Annotated in this window: 18 protein-coding genes and 1 tRNA gene; 9 read left to right on the top strand and 10 right to left on the bottom strand. The window is 51.3% G+C overall.

Going from position 1 to position 18,349, the window contains the following annotated elements:
- The first annotated feature begins 2 nt into the window (after nucleotides 1-2).
- Nucleotides 3-78: transfer RNA gene (locus OGY01_RS00745), tRNA-Lys, on the top strand.
- Nucleotides 79-278: 200 nt separating this feature from the next.
- Here the strand turns inward: OGY01_RS00745 and OGY01_RS00750 are convergent.
- From OGY01_RS00750 to OGY01_RS00765, 4 genes are all read right to left on the bottom strand, one after another.
- A complete protein-coding gene (locus OGY01_RS00750) occupies nucleotides 279-1,163 on the bottom strand; it encodes a LysR family transcriptional regulator (RefSeq protein WP_045445875.1) in 885 nt (294 codons plus the stop codon).
- Nucleotides 1,164-1,260: 97 nt separating this feature from the next.
- Nucleotides 1,261-2,517, bottom strand: coding sequence for a nucleoside permease (locus OGY01_RS00755; RefSeq protein ID WP_284096361.1), 1,257 nt, complete (start codon nucleotides 2,515-2,517; stop codon nucleotides 1,261-1,263).
- A 60-nt stretch (nucleotides 2,518-2,577) separates the two neighbouring features.
- Nucleotides 2,578-3,411, bottom strand: a complete 834-nt coding sequence (gene xapA, locus OGY01_RS00760) for a xanthosine phosphorylase (RefSeq protein WP_286492247.1) — start codon at nucleotides 3,409-3,411, stop codon at nucleotides 2,578-2,580.
- 219 nt (nucleotides 3,412-3,630) lie between these two features.
- On the bottom strand, nucleotides 3,631-4,557 hold the full coding sequence (locus OGY01_RS00765; protein ID WP_045445885.1) for a LysR family transcriptional regulator: 927 nt from the start codon (nucleotides 4,555-4,557) through the stop codon (nucleotides 3,631-3,633).
- Nucleotides 4,558-4,646: 89 nt separating this feature from the next.
- Between OGY01_RS00765 and OGY01_RS00770 the strand changes: the two genes are divergently transcribed.
- Complete coding sequence (locus tag OGY01_RS00770) at nucleotides 4,647-5,645, top strand: bile acid:sodium symporter family protein (protein WP_045445888.1); 999 nt, start codon at nucleotides 4,647-4,649, stop codon at nucleotides 5,643-5,645.
- Here the strand turns inward: OGY01_RS00770 and OGY01_RS00775 are convergent.
- The 3 genes from OGY01_RS00775 to zipA form a co-directional block, all read right to left on the bottom strand.
- Nucleotides 5,642-5,860 carry a DUF3820 family protein gene (locus OGY01_RS00775; protein ID WP_045445890.1) on the bottom strand — a complete coding sequence of 73 codons (219 nt, stop codon included), beginning with the start codon at nucleotides 5,858-5,860 and terminating at the stop codon, nucleotides 5,642-5,644. The two genes, OGY01_RS00770 and OGY01_RS00775, sit on opposite strands and share 4 nt — an antisense overlap.
- A gap of 1 nt (nucleotide 5,861) precedes the next feature.
- The gene (ligA, locus tag OGY01_RS00780) at nucleotides 5,862-7,877 is read right to left on the bottom strand and encodes an NAD-dependent DNA ligase LigA (protein WP_048220859.1); all 2,016 of its coding nucleotides are present in this window, start codon (nucleotides 7,875-7,877) and stop codon (nucleotides 5,862-5,864) included.
- A 71-nt stretch (nucleotides 7,878-7,948) separates the two neighbouring features.
- The gene (gene zipA / locus OGY01_RS00785; protein WP_045445895.1) at nucleotides 7,949-8,935 is read right to left on the bottom strand and encodes a cell division protein ZipA; all 987 of its coding nucleotides are present in this window, start codon (nucleotides 8,933-8,935) and stop codon (nucleotides 7,949-7,951) included.
- A gap of 231 nt (nucleotides 8,936-9,166) precedes the next feature.
- Between zipA and cysZ the strand changes: the two genes are divergently transcribed.
- From cysZ to crr, 5 genes are all read left to right on the top strand, one after another.
- The gene (gene cysZ, locus OGY01_RS00790) at nucleotides 9,167-9,928 is read left to right on the top strand and encodes a sulfate transporter CysZ (protein WP_045445898.1); all 762 of its coding nucleotides are present in this window, start codon (nucleotides 9,167-9,169) and stop codon (nucleotides 9,926-9,928) included.
- A gap of 163 nt (nucleotides 9,929-10,091) precedes the next feature.
- A complete protein-coding gene (cysK, locus tag OGY01_RS00795) occupies nucleotides 10,092-11,063 on the top strand; it encodes a cysteine synthase A (protein WP_045445901.1) in 972 nt (323 codons plus the stop codon).
- A gap of 383 nt (nucleotides 11,064-11,446) precedes the next feature.
- On the top strand, nucleotides 11,447-11,704 hold the full coding sequence (gene ptsH / locus OGY01_RS00800) for a phosphocarrier protein Hpr (RefSeq protein ID WP_002913505.1): 258 nt from the start codon (nucleotides 11,447-11,449) through the stop codon (nucleotides 11,702-11,704).
- 45 nt (nucleotides 11,705-11,749) lie between these two features.
- Nucleotides 11,750-13,477, top strand: a complete 1,728-nt coding sequence (gene ptsI / locus OGY01_RS00805) for a phosphoenolpyruvate-protein phosphotransferase PtsI (RefSeq protein WP_045445911.1) — start codon at nucleotides 11,750-11,752, stop codon at nucleotides 13,475-13,477.
- Between the two features lie 40 nt (nucleotides 13,478-13,517).
- Entirely contained in the window at nucleotides 13,518-14,027 is a 510-nt protein-coding gene (crr, locus tag OGY01_RS00810; RefSeq protein WP_000522253.1) for a PTS glucose transporter subunit IIA, read from the top strand.
- Between the two features lie 61 nt (nucleotides 14,028-14,088).
- Here the strand turns inward: crr and OGY01_RS00815 are convergent, their stop codons facing one another.
- Nucleotides 14,089-14,328 (bottom strand): hypothetical protein, encoded by a 240-nt coding sequence (locus tag OGY01_RS00815; protein ID WP_048220856.1) that lies wholly within the window; start codon nucleotides 14,326-14,328, stop codon nucleotides 14,089-14,091.
- Nucleotides 14,325-15,191 carry a pyridoxine/pyridoxal/pyridoxamine kinase gene (gene pdxK, locus OGY01_RS00820; RefSeq protein ID WP_200010275.1) on the bottom strand — a complete coding sequence of 289 codons (867 nt, stop codon included), beginning with the start codon at nucleotides 15,189-15,191 and terminating at the stop codon, nucleotides 14,325-14,327. The genes OGY01_RS00815 and pdxK overlap by 4 nt, the downstream gene beginning before the upstream one ends.
- Before the next feature lie 82 nt (nucleotides 15,192-15,273).
- On the opposite strand from pdxK, the gene ptsJ reads away from it, so the two are divergent.
- Together ptsJ and OGY01_RS00830 are read left to right on the top strand one after the other, a co-directional pair.
- Nucleotides 15,274-16,566, top strand: a complete 1,293-nt coding sequence (gene ptsJ / locus OGY01_RS00825; RefSeq protein WP_286492249.1) for a MocR-like B6 salvage transcription factor PtsJ — start codon at nucleotides 15,274-15,276, stop codon at nucleotides 16,564-16,566.
- A gap of 13 nt (nucleotides 16,567-16,579) precedes the next feature.
- The gene (locus OGY01_RS00830) at nucleotides 16,580-17,296 is read left to right on the top strand and encodes a type 1 glutamine amidotransferase (protein ID WP_286492251.1); all 717 of its coding nucleotides are present in this window, start codon (nucleotides 16,580-16,582) and stop codon (nucleotides 17,294-17,296) included.
- Between the two features lie 71 nt (nucleotides 17,297-17,367).
- Here OGY01_RS00830 and cysM read toward each other — a convergent pair whose 3' ends face one another.
- On the bottom strand, nucleotides 17,368-18,279 hold the full coding sequence (gene cysM, locus OGY01_RS00835) for a cysteine synthase CysM (RefSeq protein ID WP_045445927.1): 912 nt from the start codon (nucleotides 18,277-18,279) through the stop codon (nucleotides 17,368-17,370).
- Nucleotides 18,280-18,349 lie beyond the last annotated feature (70 nt).

Here is an 18,349-nt window from a genome sequence, read left to right on the forward strand (position 1 = left end):
TCGGGGCGTTAGCTCAGTTGGTAGAGCAGTTGACTTTTAATCAATTGGTCGCAGGTTCGAATCCTGCACGCCCCACCAATGTAAAAAGGCGCCCTAAAGGCGCCTTTTTGCTATCTGCGATTTATAAGATTCGAACCTGCAGCAGGTTCGGGTCTCACGTAGTGAGACAACGGAGCCGTTTGCGGCGACGGCCCGGAGGGTGAGCGAAGCGAGTCATCCCTACTAAATGATATGTTTTAAGCCGGATAAGACATTCGTACTGCCATCCGGCAGAAATATCACATCGTCAGTGCCCCCACCAGTTTCTCCAGCGCAGGCGTCGCTTGTTGTTGGTCATACACAATATACAAATCTGCCGGAATACGTTCTTCTAACGCCCGGAATACAACACCCGGCCAGTTCATCTGAGCGTAGCTATCTGCAATTAACGTAATACCAATTCCCATGCTAATCATCGCCAGCACCGTTTGCGGCTCACGCACTTCACGAATTATCATCGGAGAGAATCCAGCGCTCTGGCAAACACGTTGCAGAAATGCCCAGTCAGTATGAACTGAAGGCATAGTGACAAAATATTCGTTACGCAGCGCTTCCAGCGGTACTGCATCATAAGCAGTAAGTGGATGCTCTTCCGGCATAGCCACCAGAAAAGAAGATTCATGCAAACGCAGGCTGGTAAATCCGGGAGAAGGCTCAGTTGCCATCCGCCAAACACCCGCATCCAGTTCACGCCGCTCCAGCATGGTCATTTGCATTGCAGGCATGTTTTCACGGAACAGTACTTCGACGTTAGGGTTATCCTTCAAAAAACACCGCATCACCGGACGCATTTTTCCCCACATTGCGGTGCCAATAACGCCGAGCTCGATCCGCCCTGCCTCGCCACGACCAATCTGTTCAACTCTTGCCAGCGCCTGATTCGCACTGGATAACAGACGGCGTGACTCTTCCATCAAAATTTTTCCGGCATGGGTTAACGCCACACTCCGGGAATGGCGGATAAATAAAAGCGTACCAAGTTGCTGTTCCAGCTCTTTAATATGAGTACTGAGCGGAGGTTGTGACATATTCAGGCGAGCAGCAGCACGTCCAAAATGCAGTTCTTCTGCGACAGCAAGAAAATAACGCAGTAACTTCAGATCGATACGGTGCGTGCGTTCCATGTGTAATGCGCTCCTGAAGCGAAGGATAATGCGCAAAGTTACCACATTGCATCGCAGAACATGAAACGGCAGGCATGAGCGCCTGCCGTTATGATGGTCAATGTGCCAGCGATTTCTGCACTGGTTTTTCCGGCTGATGTTTATAGCGGAAGAACAACGCAAAGATAACAGCTAATAGCAGAGAATAAGCAGCAAATACCAGCCAGATAGTCTGCCAATCCTTGATACCATCAACAGAGAAATAATCCACTGCCATACCGCTCAGGATTGAGCCAACCCACGCCCCAACACCGTTCACCATGGTCATAAACAGGCCCTGCGCACTGGCACGAATATTGGAACTCACCTCCTGCTCAACGAACACTGATCCTGAGATGTTGAAGAAATCGAACGCACAGCCGTACACGATCATCGACATCAGCAGTAGAACAAAACCAAACGGTGACGGATCGCCAAAAGCAAAGAAACCAAAGCGCAGCGTCCACGCCAGCATACTCATCAACATCACCGTTTTAATGCCAAAGCGTTTCAGGAAGTACGGGATGGTGAGGATAAACCCCACTTCCGCCATCTGTGAAACCGAAAGCAAAATAGACGGATACTTAACGACAAAGCTGTCAGCAAACTCGGGGCTACGAGCAAAATCATGAAGGAATGGATTGCCAAAAACATTAGTGATTTGCAGCACAGCGCCAAGCATCATCGCAAACAAAAAGAAAATCGCCATTCGCGGATTTTTAAACAGGACGAAAGCATCCAGCCCCAATTTACTGGCGAGCGTCGTGGCGGTTTTCTTCTCTGCAACAGGAATTTTCGGTAATGTAAAAGCGTACATTGCCAGCAACAACGATGCACCAGCCGCGATATACAGTTGCGCACTACTGAGTTCCAGGCCCATCAAACTTACTGTCCACATGGCAACAATAAAACCAATAGTGCCAAATACGCGAATCGGCGGGAAAGCGGTTACTGGATCCTGACCTGACTGTGCAAGGCAGGAGTATGAAACGCTGTTCGATAACGCAATCGTCGGCATATAAGCCATCGCGTTAGCTAACATAACCCAGAACATGGTCTCAGGGTCAGTCACGGTTGTCGCGTATAACAACACACCTGCGCAAACCAGATGGCAAAGCATGTAGGCACGTTCTGCACGAAGCCATTTATCAGCGATAATCCCCATAATGCCTGGCATAATAATCGCAGCCAACCCTTTCGAACTGTAGACCATACCGACATTAGCCCCAGTGAAATCCAGGGTGTTAATCATGTAAGAACCCAGGGTCACCAGCCAGCTTCCCCAGATGAAGTATTGCAAAAACGACATGAGCTTTAAGCGAGATGCGATACCCATATTTCCGTTCCTTGCCACTCAAAGTAAGACCCCGCAAGCGGGGTCATTTTTATTATTTATTCAGGCCAGTTTGCGTAAGAAACCGCAGATCAGATTGATGAAGTTCTGCCGGGATAGCTCAGCGGCAGCCAGTGTCTGCGCGTGAGATAATTTCACATCCCCCAGTCCTTCAGCCAGATTCGTAATGGCTGCAACCGCAACCACTTTCAGGCCACAGTGACGCGCAGTGATAACTTCGGGCACGACTGACATCCCGACGACATGACCTCCAATGATTTGCATCATGCGAATTTCTGCTGCTGTTTCAAAGTTTGGTCCCGGATAGGAAACAAATACGCCTTCACTAAGCGGGAAACCCTCTTCTGTCGCGACGGTTTGCAGGATTGCACGATAGTCTGCGTCATATGCATCCGCCAGCGAGAAGAAGCGCTCTCCAAAACGCTCATCGTTAAGCCCAACCATTGGCGTACCCGGCATAGTATTGATGTGATCGCTAAGCGCAACCAGACTACCTGGTCCTACTTCGGGACGCAGAGAACCTGCGGCATTAGTGCAAAACAACAGTTCGCAACCAAGCAGTTTCAGAGTGCGAATGGCATCGGTCATCACCGTCATGCCGCGACCTTCGTAGAAGTGCCCGCGCCCTTTCATACACGCAACGGGAATCCCCGCCAGATTCCCCAGCACCAGCTCACCAGCATGGCCATGTACGGTACTAACCGGGAATCCCGGCAGCTTCTCGTAAGAGATCGCCACCGCGTCCTCAATTTGATCTGCCAGCGCGCCAAGGCCAGAACCGAGGATAAAAGCCACGCGCGGCGTGAAATCAGGTTTGTAACCACGAATGATATCGGCGCTATACCAGGGATTCTGTGAAAAAAGTGAGGCGTTCATGGGATATCCTTAAAACTGAGTAATCGAAAATATCGTAGGGTGCTGTGATGTTATAGCGAGACTACGCAATCGATTACCAATACACTTTTCCCCGACTATCGATAGCAAATCTGTATTGATAACGTGGGCTAAATCGGTGCGAACTCACATTATTTCCCCGCCAGAAATGGCAGACAGCGCTCAAGCACGAGCAACAGCAGCCCTTTTATAAGGTGAGGTTTATATCTGATAGAGCGGATCGCGGACTCGACCCGCGGTTAGTTCACTGGCCTGTGTACGTACCACGTCCCACAAAGCCTGAGCGGCGGTCGATAACGACCGATTTTTGCGTCGAGCCAGCATCAACTGTCGTTCAACCACGGGTGTCAAACGTTTGACCTGCAGATGACTCCCCTGCGGCAAGGGTAACGCCAGCGCGGGCAACACACTAATACCAATCCCCGCTTCGACCATCGGAAAGAGCGTCGCCGGATGGCCAATCTCCTGCACAATATTGGCATCTATGGAAAAATGGGCCAGCGCTGCATCAATCAATGGCCGGCTACCGGACGCATAATCCTGTAATACAAGCTTCGCGCCCTGTAACGCCTGCCAGGGCACATAATCCTGCGCTGCAAATGGATGTTCGCGATGACACAAGAGAAAGAAGGGCTCGGAGAGGATCGACTCACACTGAAGATCGCTCGCCGCACCAGGATCGATAACGATCCCAAAATCAACATCGCCCTGCCGAATGCTTTCCATCACCCATTGCTGTGGGCGATCGTGCAGAACAAACTGGATATCAGGGTAGCGCCGGTGGCTTTCAGCAATGCACTGTGGAATTAAATGCGCAGAGATGGTCTGGCTGGCGGCAACCCGAACTTTACCACTCAACTGCTGCCCCATACGTCCGGCTTCGCGCAGCGTGCTGTGCAGCTCATCCAGGATGCGCTCCAGTCGTGCCGCCAGCTGTTGCCCGGCTTCCGTCAACACAACCTCTCGTGTTGTGCGATCCAATAGCCTGACACCTGTCTGCCCTTCCAGCTCTTTAACGCTGTGGCTGACCGCCGACTGACTTAAGCCAATAATTTCCCCCGCCCGACTGAAGCTTTTAGCCTGAGCGACGGTGACAAAGATGCGTAGCTGACGTAGTGAGTAATTCATTTATTCAATTCATATATGGATGCAATAAATCAATTTTATTTCTCAAACAGAAAAACGCAAAATGTTGATACCGAATCCCAGGAGCTTTTATGAAACTTTTTCGTATCCTTGATCCGTTCACCCTGACGCTTATTACGGTCGTTTTACTGGCATCCTTTTTTCCAGCCGAAGGCGGTTTTGTGCCCTTCTTTGAAGGTCTAACCACCGCCGCTATTGCCCTGCTGTTTTTTATGCACGGAGCAAAGCTTTCGCGTGAAGCCATTATTGCGGGCGGTAGCCACTGGCGTTTACATCTGTGGGTAATGTGCAGCACCTTTGTGGTCTTCCCTGTGCTGGGTGTCTTGTTCGCCTGGTGGGCACCGGTCAACGTTGATCCGATGCTATACACAGGCTTCCTGTATCTGTGCATTTTGCCGGCCACAGTGCAGTCGGCTATCGCCTTTACATCGCTGGCAGGCGGTAACGTAGCTGCCGCAGTTTGCTCCGCCTCGGCCTCCAGTCTGTTGGGTATTTTCCTCTCTCCGTTACTGGTAGGCCTGGTAATGAATATGCATGGTGCAGAAGGCAGCCTGGAGCAAGTTGGTAAGATCATGCTGCAATTGCTGTTACCTTTCGTACTGGGACATCTCTCGCGTCCATGGATTGGTGCCTGGGTGTCACGCCATAAAAAATGGATCGCTAAAACCGACCAGTCCTCCATTCTGCTGGTGGTTTACTCTGCATTCAGCGAAGCGGTCGTTAACGGTATCTGGCACAAAGTTGGAGTCGGCTCACTGCTGTTTATCGTTGTGGTCAGCATCGTATTGCTGGCAATTGTGATTGGCATCAACGTCTTTGTTGCGCGTAAATGCGGCTTCAACAAAGCCGATGAAATCACCATTGTTTTCTGCGGATCGAAAAAGAGCCTGGCGAACGGGATCCCGATGGCGAATATCCTGTTCCCGACGTCAGTGATAGGAATGATGGTGCTGCCGTTGATGATCTTCCATCAAATTCAGCTCATGGTGTGTGCCGTGCTGGCGCGTCGCTATAAACGACAAACTGACGAATTACAGGCGCAGCGGGAAAGCCGCGCAGCAAAGGCTTAAAGCGGACGTTTCAGGGGCTGCACCAACTGCGTCAGCCCCTCAGTTTTAATCAGCAGCGTGATTTGCATCAGTTCACCCAGTTTGCCCGGTGGAAACTCATCCTTACGGGCAAACCACAACAGATACTCTTCCGGCACATCAATCAATCGCCGCCCTTTGTATTTACCAAAGGGCATCACGGTATTGGCGATGTCAATCAGCTGCTCTTTTTCCATTTCAGGCACCCAGTAAACGAATCATTTCGGCTTCATCAATCACGGCAATGCCCAGTTCCTGGGCCTTCGCCAGCTTCGATCCTGCCGCTTCGCCAGCAATCACCAGGTCGGTTTTCTTCGATACGCTTCCCGCAACTTTCGCACCGAGTTCGCTCAGTCTGGCTTTAGCATCATCACGAGACATCTGGCTCAGACTTCCGGTCAGCACCACCGTCTTACCGGCGAAGGGACTGTCTATCTCCTCTGCATTGATAACAACAGGAGCGGGCCAGTGAATGCCTTGTGCCAGCAGTTGGCCAATGACCTCGCGGTTACTCTCTTCCGCAAAGAAGTTAAACACGTGCGTGGCCACCACGATGCCAACATCCGGTACTTTTTGCAGTTCGTCAATGGACGCTGCTTCCAGCGCATCCAGGGTACCGAAATAAGCAGCCAGTCCCGCAGCAGTCGCTTCACCAACCTCACGAATACCAAGCGCATAGAGGAAACGGGCAAACGTCGTTTCTTTCGCTTTCTCCAGTGCATTCACCACATTTTGCGCCGACTTTGGCCCCATACGATCCAGTCCGGTCAGCTTACCAGCAGTTAACTGGAACAGATCGGCTGGCGTATGGACATACTCTTTCTCAACCAGTTGGTCGATAATTTTATCGCCCATGCCGTCAACGTCCAGCGCCCTACGCGAAACAAAATGTTTGAGAGATTCTTTACGCTGTGCACCACAAATTAAACCACCGGTGCAGCGGGTAACAGCCTCACCTTCAACACGCTCAACGTCAGATCCACATACCGGGCATTGGGTAGGGAATTCTATTTCACGCGTCTCTTCCGGGCGCTCGGAAAGTACCACGTTCACGACCTGCGGGATCACATCACCTGCACGGCGAATCACTACTTTGTCACCGATGCGCAAACCAAGACGCTCGATTTCGTCGGCGTTATGTAGCGTGGCGTTACTGACCAGCACGCCGGCGACCTGTACTGGCTCAAGACGGGCAACGGGCGTAATCGCACCGGTACGTCCAACCTGGAATTCGACATCGCGCACAAAGGTCATCTGTTCCTGCGCAGGGAATTTAAACGCCACAGCCCAGCGCGGTGCGCGGGCAACGAAGCCCAGTTGCTCCTGCAGCGCCATTGAGTTGACCTTAATGACCACACCGTCAATGTCAAAACCAAGCGACGGACGGTCCTCCTCCACCTTGTGGTAGAACGCCAGAACAGCTTCTGGTGAATCGCATAGCGTCACTCTGTCGCTGACCGGAAGCCCCCATGCTTTAAATTGCAACAAGCGGCCCAGATGGGTATCAGGCAGTTCGCCTCCTTCAAGCACGCCGACGCCATAACAGAAGAAAGTAAGTGGTCGCTTCGCCGTAATACGTGGATCAAGCTGGCGCAACGAACCCGCCGCCGCATTACGCGGGTTAGCAAACACTTTATTGCCAGTACGACGCGCTTCTTCATTGATTTTTTCAAACCCGGCCTGTGGCAGGAACACCTCACCACGCACTTCCAGACGGGCTGGAATATTTTCGCCACGCAATTTTAGCGGGATAGCGCGAATGGTGCGCACATTAGAGGTAATATCTTCGCCAGTCGTACCATCACCGCGTGTCGCAGCACTCACCAGCACACCATTTTCATACAGGATACTGACCGCCAGACCGTCCAGCTTCAGCTCGCAGCACCAGGTCAGTTTGTCGGTACTCTTCAGCCTGTCCTGCACGCGTTTATTGAAGGCCAGAAAACTCTCTTCATCAAAGACGTTATCCAGCGACAGCATTGGGACTTCATGGCGTATCTGGCTAAACGCCGCCAGCGGGGCTGCTCCTACGCGTTGAGTTGGCGAGTCGGGCGTAACCAGCTCCGGATGCTGCGCTTCCAGTTCACGCAGTTCACGCATCAGGCGGTCATATTCCGCATCGGGAATTTCCGGCGCGTCCATCACATGGTAAAGATACTCATGATGGCGAAGCGTGGTTCGCAGTTCTGTCAGTTGTTGTTCGATTGATTCCATATCGCACCATCAATGATAAAAAACCCCCGACAGGCGGGGGTTCAGAAAGGAGATGTCACGCCAGAAGAAGATCAGGCGTGTGATTCTTTAACTTCGCGGATGCGGTCCTGATACTCGCGCAGTTTCTGCGGCGTCATCATTCGACGCTGATCATCAAGCACCACACCGCCGACTTCATCAGCAATGTGCTGTGCGGACTGCAACATCAGCTTAAAGTTTTGCAGCTCGTCCCCATAAGAAGGCACCTGCATAAAGATGGTGACGCCAGGGGTGGTAAAATCGCCGGTCATCTCAGGATCAAACGTTCCGGGGTTCACCATATTCGCAAGGCTGAACAGCGACGGACCGCTGCCGTCCGGGCTCAGATGACGATGGAAAATATTCATATCGCCAAACTTGAAGCCGGCCTGCTGAATGCTGTTGAGCAGCACTTCACCATTAAGCTCGCTGCCATGATGAGCCGCGACGTTCATAATGATGACCGCTTCTTTACGCTGCGGTTTTTCAGCAACAGGCTCTTTTTCAACAACGGGTTCAGGCTGCGGTTGATGCTCCACGGCTGGCTCCACAGGCTGGAAGGTCTGCGGTGCAGGTTGCGGGGCTTGCTGCACGGGTTGCTGAACCTGCGGGGCCACTGGCTGGGGCTGAACCGGCTGGTGTTGTACAGGCTGTTGCTGTTGTACAGGCTGCGGCGGATGCTGAACATGCGGCGGCGGCACCGGCGCTTCAGCGGGCTGCTGCGCGGGTTGACGCGGCTGAGCAGACGCATAAGGCGGCTGGTACTGGTGTTGCGGCGACTGAGGAGGAACCCCATGTTCCTGAGCGTTGCCGGGAGCATGATTCACACGATGAACGCGAACTTCGCCCACACCTTCGTCTTCCTCGACGTTATCGTCGAACGAATCCTCATCGTCACGTTTAGACTTCATGCGTTTAAGTGGGCGATCGCGGAATATAGAAGACCGCTCTTTACGGCTAGTCCAGAAACCATGTACCAGTAAAGCGATTATGGCGATCGCGCCAACAATGATTAATATCAGACGCAAATCCTGCATCATTATATTCTCTGTTGTTCTAACACCTTGCCACCACGGCAAACATTTACTTACTAAGAGTATTTGTCGATTACGCCAAGTGCAAGTGCGCTCTCAACTTTCACAGCATAAAGATGAACAAAATCGTGCTTTTTGCTGTTTTTTCGAACATTTCCGAACTGGTCTACGCTCAACAACCGAGTAAGATAGGTAAAGTTTACCCAGGGTTTATATAATACGGAGTACGTCCTGACTATGGTTTCATCATCTGCAGTTATATCACGCAGCGGTTTTTATTACTTTTCTCAGGGATGGAAACTCATCACCCAACCGGGGATCCGTCGTTTTGTTCTCCTGCCTTTGCTGGTGAATATTCTGCTGATGGGGGGAGCATTCTGGTGGTTATTTACGCAACTGGATAGCTGGATCCCCGCACTGATGAGCCATGTCCCGCAGTGGCTACAGTGGCTCAGTTATTTACTCTGGCCTATTGTGACCATTTCCGTACTGTTGGTATTTGGCTACTTTTTCTCCACGATTGCTAACTGGATCGCCGCCCCCTTTAACGGATTGCTGGCAGAACAACTGGAAGCGCGCCTGACCGGCGCAACCCCGCCGGACACCGGGGTGCTAGGCATAATGAAAGATGTGCCGCGCATTATGAAACGCGAATGGCAAAAGCTGGCATGGTATCTTCCGCGCGCCGTTGTGCTTCTGCTTCTCTATTTCATTCCCGGGATTGGTCAGACTGTCGCGCCGGTGCTGTGGTTTTTGTTCAGCGCGTGGATGCTGGCTATTCAGTACTGCGACTATCCTTTTGATAACCACAAAGTTCCTTTCAAAGAGATGCGCACCGCCCTGCGCACGCGCAAAGTCACTAATATGCAGTTTGGCGCGCTGACCAGTCTGTTCACACTGATCCCGGTACTGAATCTGGTGATCATGCCAGTCGCGGTTTGTGGAGCCACGGCGATGTGGGTAGATTGCTATCGTGATAAACACGCGTTATGGAAATAATGCAAATATGTGTAAAACACGAGTGGCTTAGATCCACTCTTATTCCATACTGGAACGCATTATTTCTCATCAGCATATAGATATGCGAATTCCTTACTTCCCCATACTTTTTCAACAGGTATGCTGAAGCGGTATCCCAATTTCATACAGTTAAGGACAGGCCATGAGTAAGATTTTTGAAGACAACTCGCTGACTATCGGTCATACGCCGCTGGTTCGACTGAACCGTATCGGTAACGGACGCATTCTGGCGAAGGTGGAATCACGTAACCCAAGCTTTAGTGTCAAATGCCGTATCGGTGCCAATATGATTTGGGATGCCGAAAAACGTGGGGTACTGAAACCGGGCGTTGAGCTGGTCGAACCAACCAGTGGTAATACCGGGATTGCGCTGGCCTATGTCGCCGCCGCTCGCGGTTACAAACTGACTCTGACGATGCCGGAAACCATGAGCATTGAGCGTCGTAAGCTGCTGAAAGCACTGGGTGCGAACCTGGTACTGACCGAAGGCGCAAAAGGTATGAAAGGCGCCATTCAGAAAGCGGAAGAAATTGTCGCCAGCGATCCGGAAAAATTCCTGTTGCTTCAGCAGTTCAGCAACCCGGCAAACCCGGAAATCCATGAAAAAACCACCGGCCCGGAAATCTGGGAAGACACCGATGGTCAGGTTGATGTGTTTATCTCTGGCGTGGGTACCGGCGGTACATTGACCGGGGTAACACGCTACATTAAAGGGACCAAGGGCAAAACGGACCTCATCACCGTTGCTGTTGAACCTACAGATTCTCCAGTTATCGCCCAGGCTCTGGCAGGTGAAGAACTTAAACCTGGTCCGCACAAAATTCAGGGTATTGGCGCAGGCTTCATTCCGGGTAACCTTGACCTGAAGCTAATCGATAAAGTCGTGGCGATCACTAATGAAGAAGCCATCTCTACAGCGCGCCGCCTGATGGAAGAAGAAGGTATTCTGGCAGGTATCTCTTCGGGTGCTGCGGTTGCTGCTGCACTTAAGCTCCAGGAAGATGAAGCCTTTACCAATAAGAATATAGTGGTTATTCTACCGTCATCGGGTGAGCGTTATCTGAGCACTGCACTGTTTGCCGATCTCTTTACTGAGAAAGAACTGCAACAGTAATGCCAGCATGTTAAAAACGCGTAAAAAAGCACCCTTTTGGGTGCTTTTTTGTGGCCTGCTTCAAAGTTTCAACCCACCTGGCATTGATTCAGCCTGCCGGAACTGGTATTTAACCAAACTAATTATTTTGATGCGCGAAATTAATCGTTACAGGAAAAGCGCTAGCTGAATCGATTTTATGATTTGGTTCAACTCTTCCTTTCGCGGCATAATGTTTAATGACGAACGAAACGTCAGCGGCAAGAAGTTGCCAGCAACGGATTGCACCGAACTCCTTTTGTGTCGCGTCCTGTTTACGCCGACGCTAACAATACAGGCTAAAGTTGAACCGCCAGGCTAGACTTTAGTTCCACAACACTAAACCTATAAGTTGGGGAAATATAATGTTCCAGCAAGAAGTTACCATTACCGCTCCGAACGGTCTGCATACTCGCCCTGCTGCTCAGTTTGTTAAAGAAGCAAAAGGCTTTACTTCTGAAATTACTGTGACTTCCAACGGCAAAAGCGCCAGCGCAAAAAGCCTGTTTAAACTGCAGACTCTGGGCCTGACTCAGGGCACCGTTGTTACCCTTTCCGCAGAAGGCGAAGACGAGCAGAAAGCAGTTGAGCATCTGGTTAAACTGATGGCTGAACTCGAGTAAGTTCAACGAGTTCTTTTCAATATCAGTCACAAGTAAGGTAGGGTTATGATTTCAGGCATTTTAGCATCCCCGGGTATCGCTTTTGGCAAGGCACTGCTGCTGAAAGAAGACGAGATCGTCATTGACCGGAAAAAAATTTCTGCCGACAAGGTTGATCAGGAAGTTGAACGTTTTCTGAGCGGTCGTGCCAAGGCATCTGCGCAACTGGAAGCGATCAAAACTAAAGCTGGTGAAACGTTCGGTGAAGAAAAAGAAGCCATCTTTGAAGGGCATATCATGCTGCTCGAAGATGAGGAGCTGGAGCAGGAAATCATAGCCCTGATTAAAGATAAGCACATGACGGCTGACGCAGCTGCGCATGAAATTATCGAAGGTCAGGCCACAGCCCTGGAAGAGCTGGATGATGAATACCTGAAAGAACGTGCGGCTGACGTACGTGATATCGGTAAACGCCTGCTGCGTAACATCCTGGGTCTGGCAATTATCGACCTGAGCGCCATTCAGGAAGAAGTTATTCTGGTTGCCGCCGATCTGACTCCGTCAGAAACCGCACAGCTGAACCTGAACAAGGTGCTGGGTTTCATTACTGACGCAGGTGGCCGTACTTCCCACACCTCAATTATGGCGCGTTCCCTCGAACTGCCTGCCATCGTGGGTACCGGTAGTGTTACCTCTCAGGTTAAAAACGACGACTATCTGATTCTGGATGCCGTAAACAACCAGGTTTACGTCAATCCAACTAACGACGTTATCGAGCAACTGCGTGCCGTTCAGGAGCAGGTGGCGACCGAAAAAGCGGAACTCGCTAAGCTGAAAGATCTGCCAGCTATCACGCTGGATGGACATCAGGTGGAAGTTTGCGCCAATATCGGTACCGTTCGTGACGTTGAAGGCGCTGAGCGTAATGGCGCTGAAGGTGTTGGTCTGTATCGTACCGAATTCCTGTTCATGGACCGTGACTCGCTGCCGACTGAAGAAGAACAGTTTGCCGCGTATAAAGCCGTTGCAGAAGCATGTGGCTCTCAGGCTGTCATCGTACGTACCATGGACATTGGCGGTGATAAAGAACTGCCGTACATGAACTTCCCGAAAGAAGAGAACCCATTCCTGGGCTGGCGTGCCGTGCGTATCGCTATGGATCGTAAAGAGATCCTGCGTGACCAGGTTCGCGCTATCCTGCGTGCTTCTGCTTTCGGTAAACTGCGCATCATGTTCCCGATGATCATCTCTGTTGAAGAAGTGCGTGCACTGCGCAAAGAGATTGAAATCTATAAACAGGAACTGCGCGACGAAGGTAAAGCATTTGACGAAAGCATCGAGATTGGCGTAATGGTGGAAACACCAGCTGCGGCAACGATTGCGCGTCATTTAGCCAAAGAAGTTGATTTCTTTAGTATCGGCACCAATGATTTAACGCAGTACACCCTGGCAGTTGACCGTGGTAATGATATGATTTCACACCTTTACCAACCGATGTCGCCATCTGTTCTGACGCTGATCAAGCAAGTTATTGATGCTTCTCATGCTGAAGGCAAATGGACCGGCATGTGTGGTGAGCTTGCAGGCGACGAACGTGCTACACTTCTGTTGCTGGGGATGGGTCTGGACGAATTCTCTATGAGCGCCATTTCTATCCCGCGCATTAAGAAGATTATCCGTAACACGAACTTCGAAGATGCGAAGGTGTTAGCAGAGCAGGCTCTTGCTCAACCGACAACGGACGAGTTAATGGCTTTAGTTAACAAGTTCATTGAAGAAAAAACAATCTGCTAATCCACGAGATGCGGCCCAATTTACTGCTTAGGAGAAGATCATGGGTTTGTTCGATAAACTGAAATCTCTGGTTTCTGATGATAAGAAAGACACCGGAACTATTGAGATTGTTGCTCCGCTCTCTGGCGAGATCGTCAACATCGAAGACGTGCCGGATGTAGTTTTTGCTGAAAAAATCGTTGGTGATGGCATCGCTATCAAACCAACCGGTAATAAAATGGTTGCCCCGGTAGACGGCACCATCGGCAAAATCTTTGAAACCAACCATGCGTTCTCTATCGAATCTGATAGCGGCATTGAGCTGTTCGTTCACTTCGGTATCGATACCGTTGAACTGAAAGGCGAAGGCTTCAAGCGTATCGCTGAAGAAGGTCAACGCGTTAAAGTGGGCGACCCGGTTATTGAATTCGATCTGCCTCTGCTGGAAGAGAAAGCCAAGTCTACCCTGACTCCGGTTGTTATCTCCAACATGGACGAAATCAAAGAACTGATCAAACTGTCCGGTAGCGTAACCGTGGGTGAAACCCCGGTTATCCGCATCAAGAAGTAATTCTTACGGCAGTGAAGAATGGCGCCTGATGGCGCCATTTTTTTATACACTTCATCCGGCATTACAATACAGAGGTCACCGGTCGGTAACACGCCTCGCGCATCAGGATTTTCATCCCTTCCGGACCACTTTCCAGCATGCGTCTTTCTGAATCTGACACCAGCAATTCGCAATCATACCCACCAGCAATACCGAACATTGCACGAGCCACACAAATATTTTCCAGTGCTTCCGTACCGCTGGTATCAAAATGTCCAATCATACGTCCATGCTGGCGAACCACCAGCCGATAACTCTTCATCGCGCCTCCCCTGCTGGTGGCAGAATTAATTCGTCACAACCGCACCGTTGCGTCCATGTCATCACTTCCAGTACGCGCTGTGCGGCATCGTGTGTCGCAGCGGTGAGGGGTTTCCCTAAAACAATACCGCTCACCAGTTCAGCGCAAAACAAATCGCCAGTTCCCTTTAGGTCCGTCTTTACTCTGGGGTGGGTTAACACTTCCACCATATCAGCCGTTACCACCGCAACATTGATAACCTCCGGGGTTTCGCCCGGTGCGCTGGTGATCACAACCCATTTTAGCGTCTCGGTGAGCAAAGATTTTGCCGCAGTTATCGCTTCATCCAGCGTACGACACGGTTTTCCACTCAACATTTGCAGCTCAAACACATTTGGCGTCAGTCCTTGCGCCAGCGGCATCAAGTGTTTGCGGTAAGCATCCGGGATTTCGGCCTTCACATACATTCCGCTATCCGTATCACCGATCACCGGGTCGACTAAAATACACAGGTCCGGGTGCGTGACGCGAACAATTTCCAGCCACTGTGCCAGCAAGGCGATTTGTTCCGCGCTCCCCATATATCCCGTGGTCACCGCCTTTAGCTCACGCAAAGCATCACGCTCATTTAAGGCCCTGAGATAACCACTAAACCAGTCTGCAGGGATTATCCCACCGTAAAAGGTCTCATAATGTGGAGTATTACTGAACAACACCGTGGGGATCGCCGTCACCCGTAACCCCTGTGCTTTGATGGCTGGCACGGCGATACTGTTACCGACACTGCCATACACCACCTGTGACTGGACGGCGACGATATCGGTCTGTAACGCCCGATGCGTGTCGTCGAAGAGCACTGACTGTATTTCACTCTCCTGCTCCATAAACCTCTCCTCTCGCTGGACAGCGGGCTTTCACCTCACTATTATCGTCATATGCTAAAATTCATTTTGTCATAGGTCAATAATGATCGACGGAAAAACCGCTAACGAAATTTTTGACAATATTCGTCAACATGTCGCTACAGGCACATTTATGCCTGGCGAAACGCTGCCGCCGGTAAGGGAGCTGGCCGCGGCATTAAACGTCAATCGCAATACTGTCGCAGCGGCATATAAACGGCTGGTCACCTCCGGGCTGGCAATCAGCCAGGGGCGAAATGGTACCGTCATCAAGGGATTATCATCGCCCGTCGCGCTGGAGGGCAGTAATCCGGATACCCCTCTGACCGACCTTTCCGGCGGCAATCCTGCAGCGCATCTCCTGCCCGATCTGAGCCGTTATTTCGCGAAGATAAATAAGACTCCGCGATTGTATGGTGATGCTGCAGTATCGCCGGGTTTGAAGACGTGGGCGACACAATGGATGCAGGATGCCATACCCTGTACGGGCGAAATTGATATCACCAGTGGCGCAATTGATGCTATCGAACGACTACTGTGCGCCCATTTACTGCCGGGCGATAGCGTCGCAGTAGAAGATCCTTGTTTTTTGAGTAGCATCAATATGTTGCGTTATGCTGGTTTTTCCGCCAGCCCAGTCAATGTGGATAGCGAAGGCATGCAACCTGAGATGCTGGAACTGGCGCTACAAAAAGGGGCCCGGGCGGTTATCCTTACCCCGCGCGCGCACAATCCGACGGGGTGTAGTTTGAGCGCAGTTCGCGCTACCGAATTGCAGAATATTCTGGCTCGTTACCCGCAAACACTGGTGATTATTGACGATCACTTTGCCCTGCTTTCCGCTTCCCGCTGGCACCCAGTCATTGCGGAACAGACACATCACTGGGCGGTCGTCAGATCCATGTCTAAAACATTAGGTCCTGACCTGCGACTTGCCATCGTGGCCAGCGATCCGGCTACCTCAGCGAAACTCCGTCTACGGCTCAACTCCGGTAGCCAGTGGGTCAGCCATCTGCTACAGGATTTAGCCTGCGCCTGCCTGAGTGACAATGAGTACCAGCGCACGCTGACACTGACTCAGCAGTTTTACGCCTCTCAGCAACAAAAGCTCGTCCTGGCCCTCAAACAACATGGTATTGAGCTTCATGCTGGTGATGGTCTGAACTTCTGGCTACCGCTGGAAACTCACAGCCAGCCACTCGCCTTTGCGCTAGCTAAGTTTGGCTGGCTGGTACGTGAAGGTGAAGTTTTTGGTGTCGATGCGCCTTCACATGGTCTGCGAATTACGTTGTCAATGCTGAAAAACAGCGACATCAACAAGCTGGCGGCTGATATTCATCAGACGCTGAAGCGCTAACAGGAGAGAAAACGTGCGAGTTCATTTTGTTATTCATGAGTCATTTGAATCTGCTGGCGCTTACCTGCCATGGGCCGAAGAGCGTGGTTATACCATCACCTGGTCGTGCGTTTACGCTGGAGAGTCAATACCAGCCAGTGCTGATAGCTTCGATATGCTGGTCGTGTTTGGTGGCCCGCAGTCTCCACGAACCACGCTCGCAGAATGCCCGTACTTTGACTCTCTGGCCGAACAGCATCTGATTAACCAGGCGATTTCTGCACGTAAGATTGTGGTGGGGATCTGTCTGGGATCACAACTGATTGGCGAGGCGTTGGGCGCAAAAGTGTGTCAGAGCCCGGAAAAAGAGATTGGGCATTCCCCCATTACGCTGACTGAGGCTGGCAAACAGCATCCGTTAATTGCCCACTTTGGATCGCCGCTGATTGTCGGCCACTGGCACAACGATATGCCAGGGTTAACCGACCAGGCAACAGTCCTTGCCACAAGCATTGGCTGCCCGCGACAAATCGTGCAATACGGTAACTTTGTCTACGGTTTCCAGTGCCATATGGAATTTACCGCCGAAGCGATTGAGGGACTGATTCAACACTCAGAGCAAGAACTTGCTGAGGCAAAAGGAAAACGCTTTATCCGTTCAGTTGCCGAAATGCGCGAGTGGGATTACCAACAGATGAATGAGAAACTCTGGCAGTTCCTCGATCTGCTGGTAGAGAAACACCGCGGATAATATACAGAGAGGCCGGATAGCGCTACGCTTATCCGGCCTACAAGCTCATTGGCATCCCTACAACAACACCTTTAAATCCCTGCCCCCTGATTAAAGTGTTCTTCGCCAAAGACTCCGGTTGAAAGATAGCGGTCGCCACGATCGCAGATGATTGCTACCACCACCGCACCCGGTGTGGCATGCGCCACGCGTAACGCCCCTGCCACAGCCCCGCCAGAGCTTACTCCGCAGAAAATACCTTCGCGAATCGCCAGTTCTCGCATCGTGTTTTCGGCGTCGTCCTGATGAATATCTAAAACCTCATCAACCAACGAAGCGTTAAAAATTCCTGGCATATATTCCGCAGGCCAGCGTCGAATACCGGGAATGCTGCTCCCTTCCTCCGGCTGCAGACCAACAATTGTCACCGGCTTTTCCTGCTCACGCAGAAAACGTGACACGCCGGTAATGGTGCCGGTGGTCCCCATGCTGGAGACAAAATGCGTAATGCGACCTGACGTCTGCTGCCAAATTTCCGGCCCGGTCGTTGTGTAATGCGCATACGGGTTATCGGGATTATTAAACTGATCGAGCAGTTTTCCTTCACCGCGTTCGGCCATTTCCAGCGCCAAGTCACGCGCCCCTTCCATCCCCTGTTCTTTGCTGACCAGAATAAGCTCAGCACCGTAGGCACGCATCGCCGCACGCCGCTCCTGGCTCATGTTGTCAGGCATCAGAAGCTTCATGCGATAACCTTTCAGTGCGGCAATCATCGCCAACGCAATTCCGGTATTACCACTGGTTGCCTCAATCAGCACATCACCGGATTTGATTTCCCCACGTTTTTCCGCTTCGACAATCATTGATAGCGCAGCGCGGTCTTTCACCGAACCTGCCGGGTTATTCCCTTCCAGCTTAACCCAAATTTCACTGCCGTTATCCGGCGCAAGGCGTTGCAGTTTGACCAGAGGCGTATTGCCAATCGTTTGTTCTAATGTATTCACGTTTTCTGCTCATAAAAAAGCCGGGTGGCGCTACGCTTACCCGGCCTACAAGTGACGACTAGAGACTGTA

Origin of the sequence: Citrobacter sp. Cm038 (genome assembly GCF_030333105.1) — a bacterium.
Taxonomy (GTDB): domain Bacteria; phylum Pseudomonadota; class Gammaproteobacteria; order Enterobacterales; family Enterobacteriaceae; genus Citrobacter; species Citrobacter murliniae.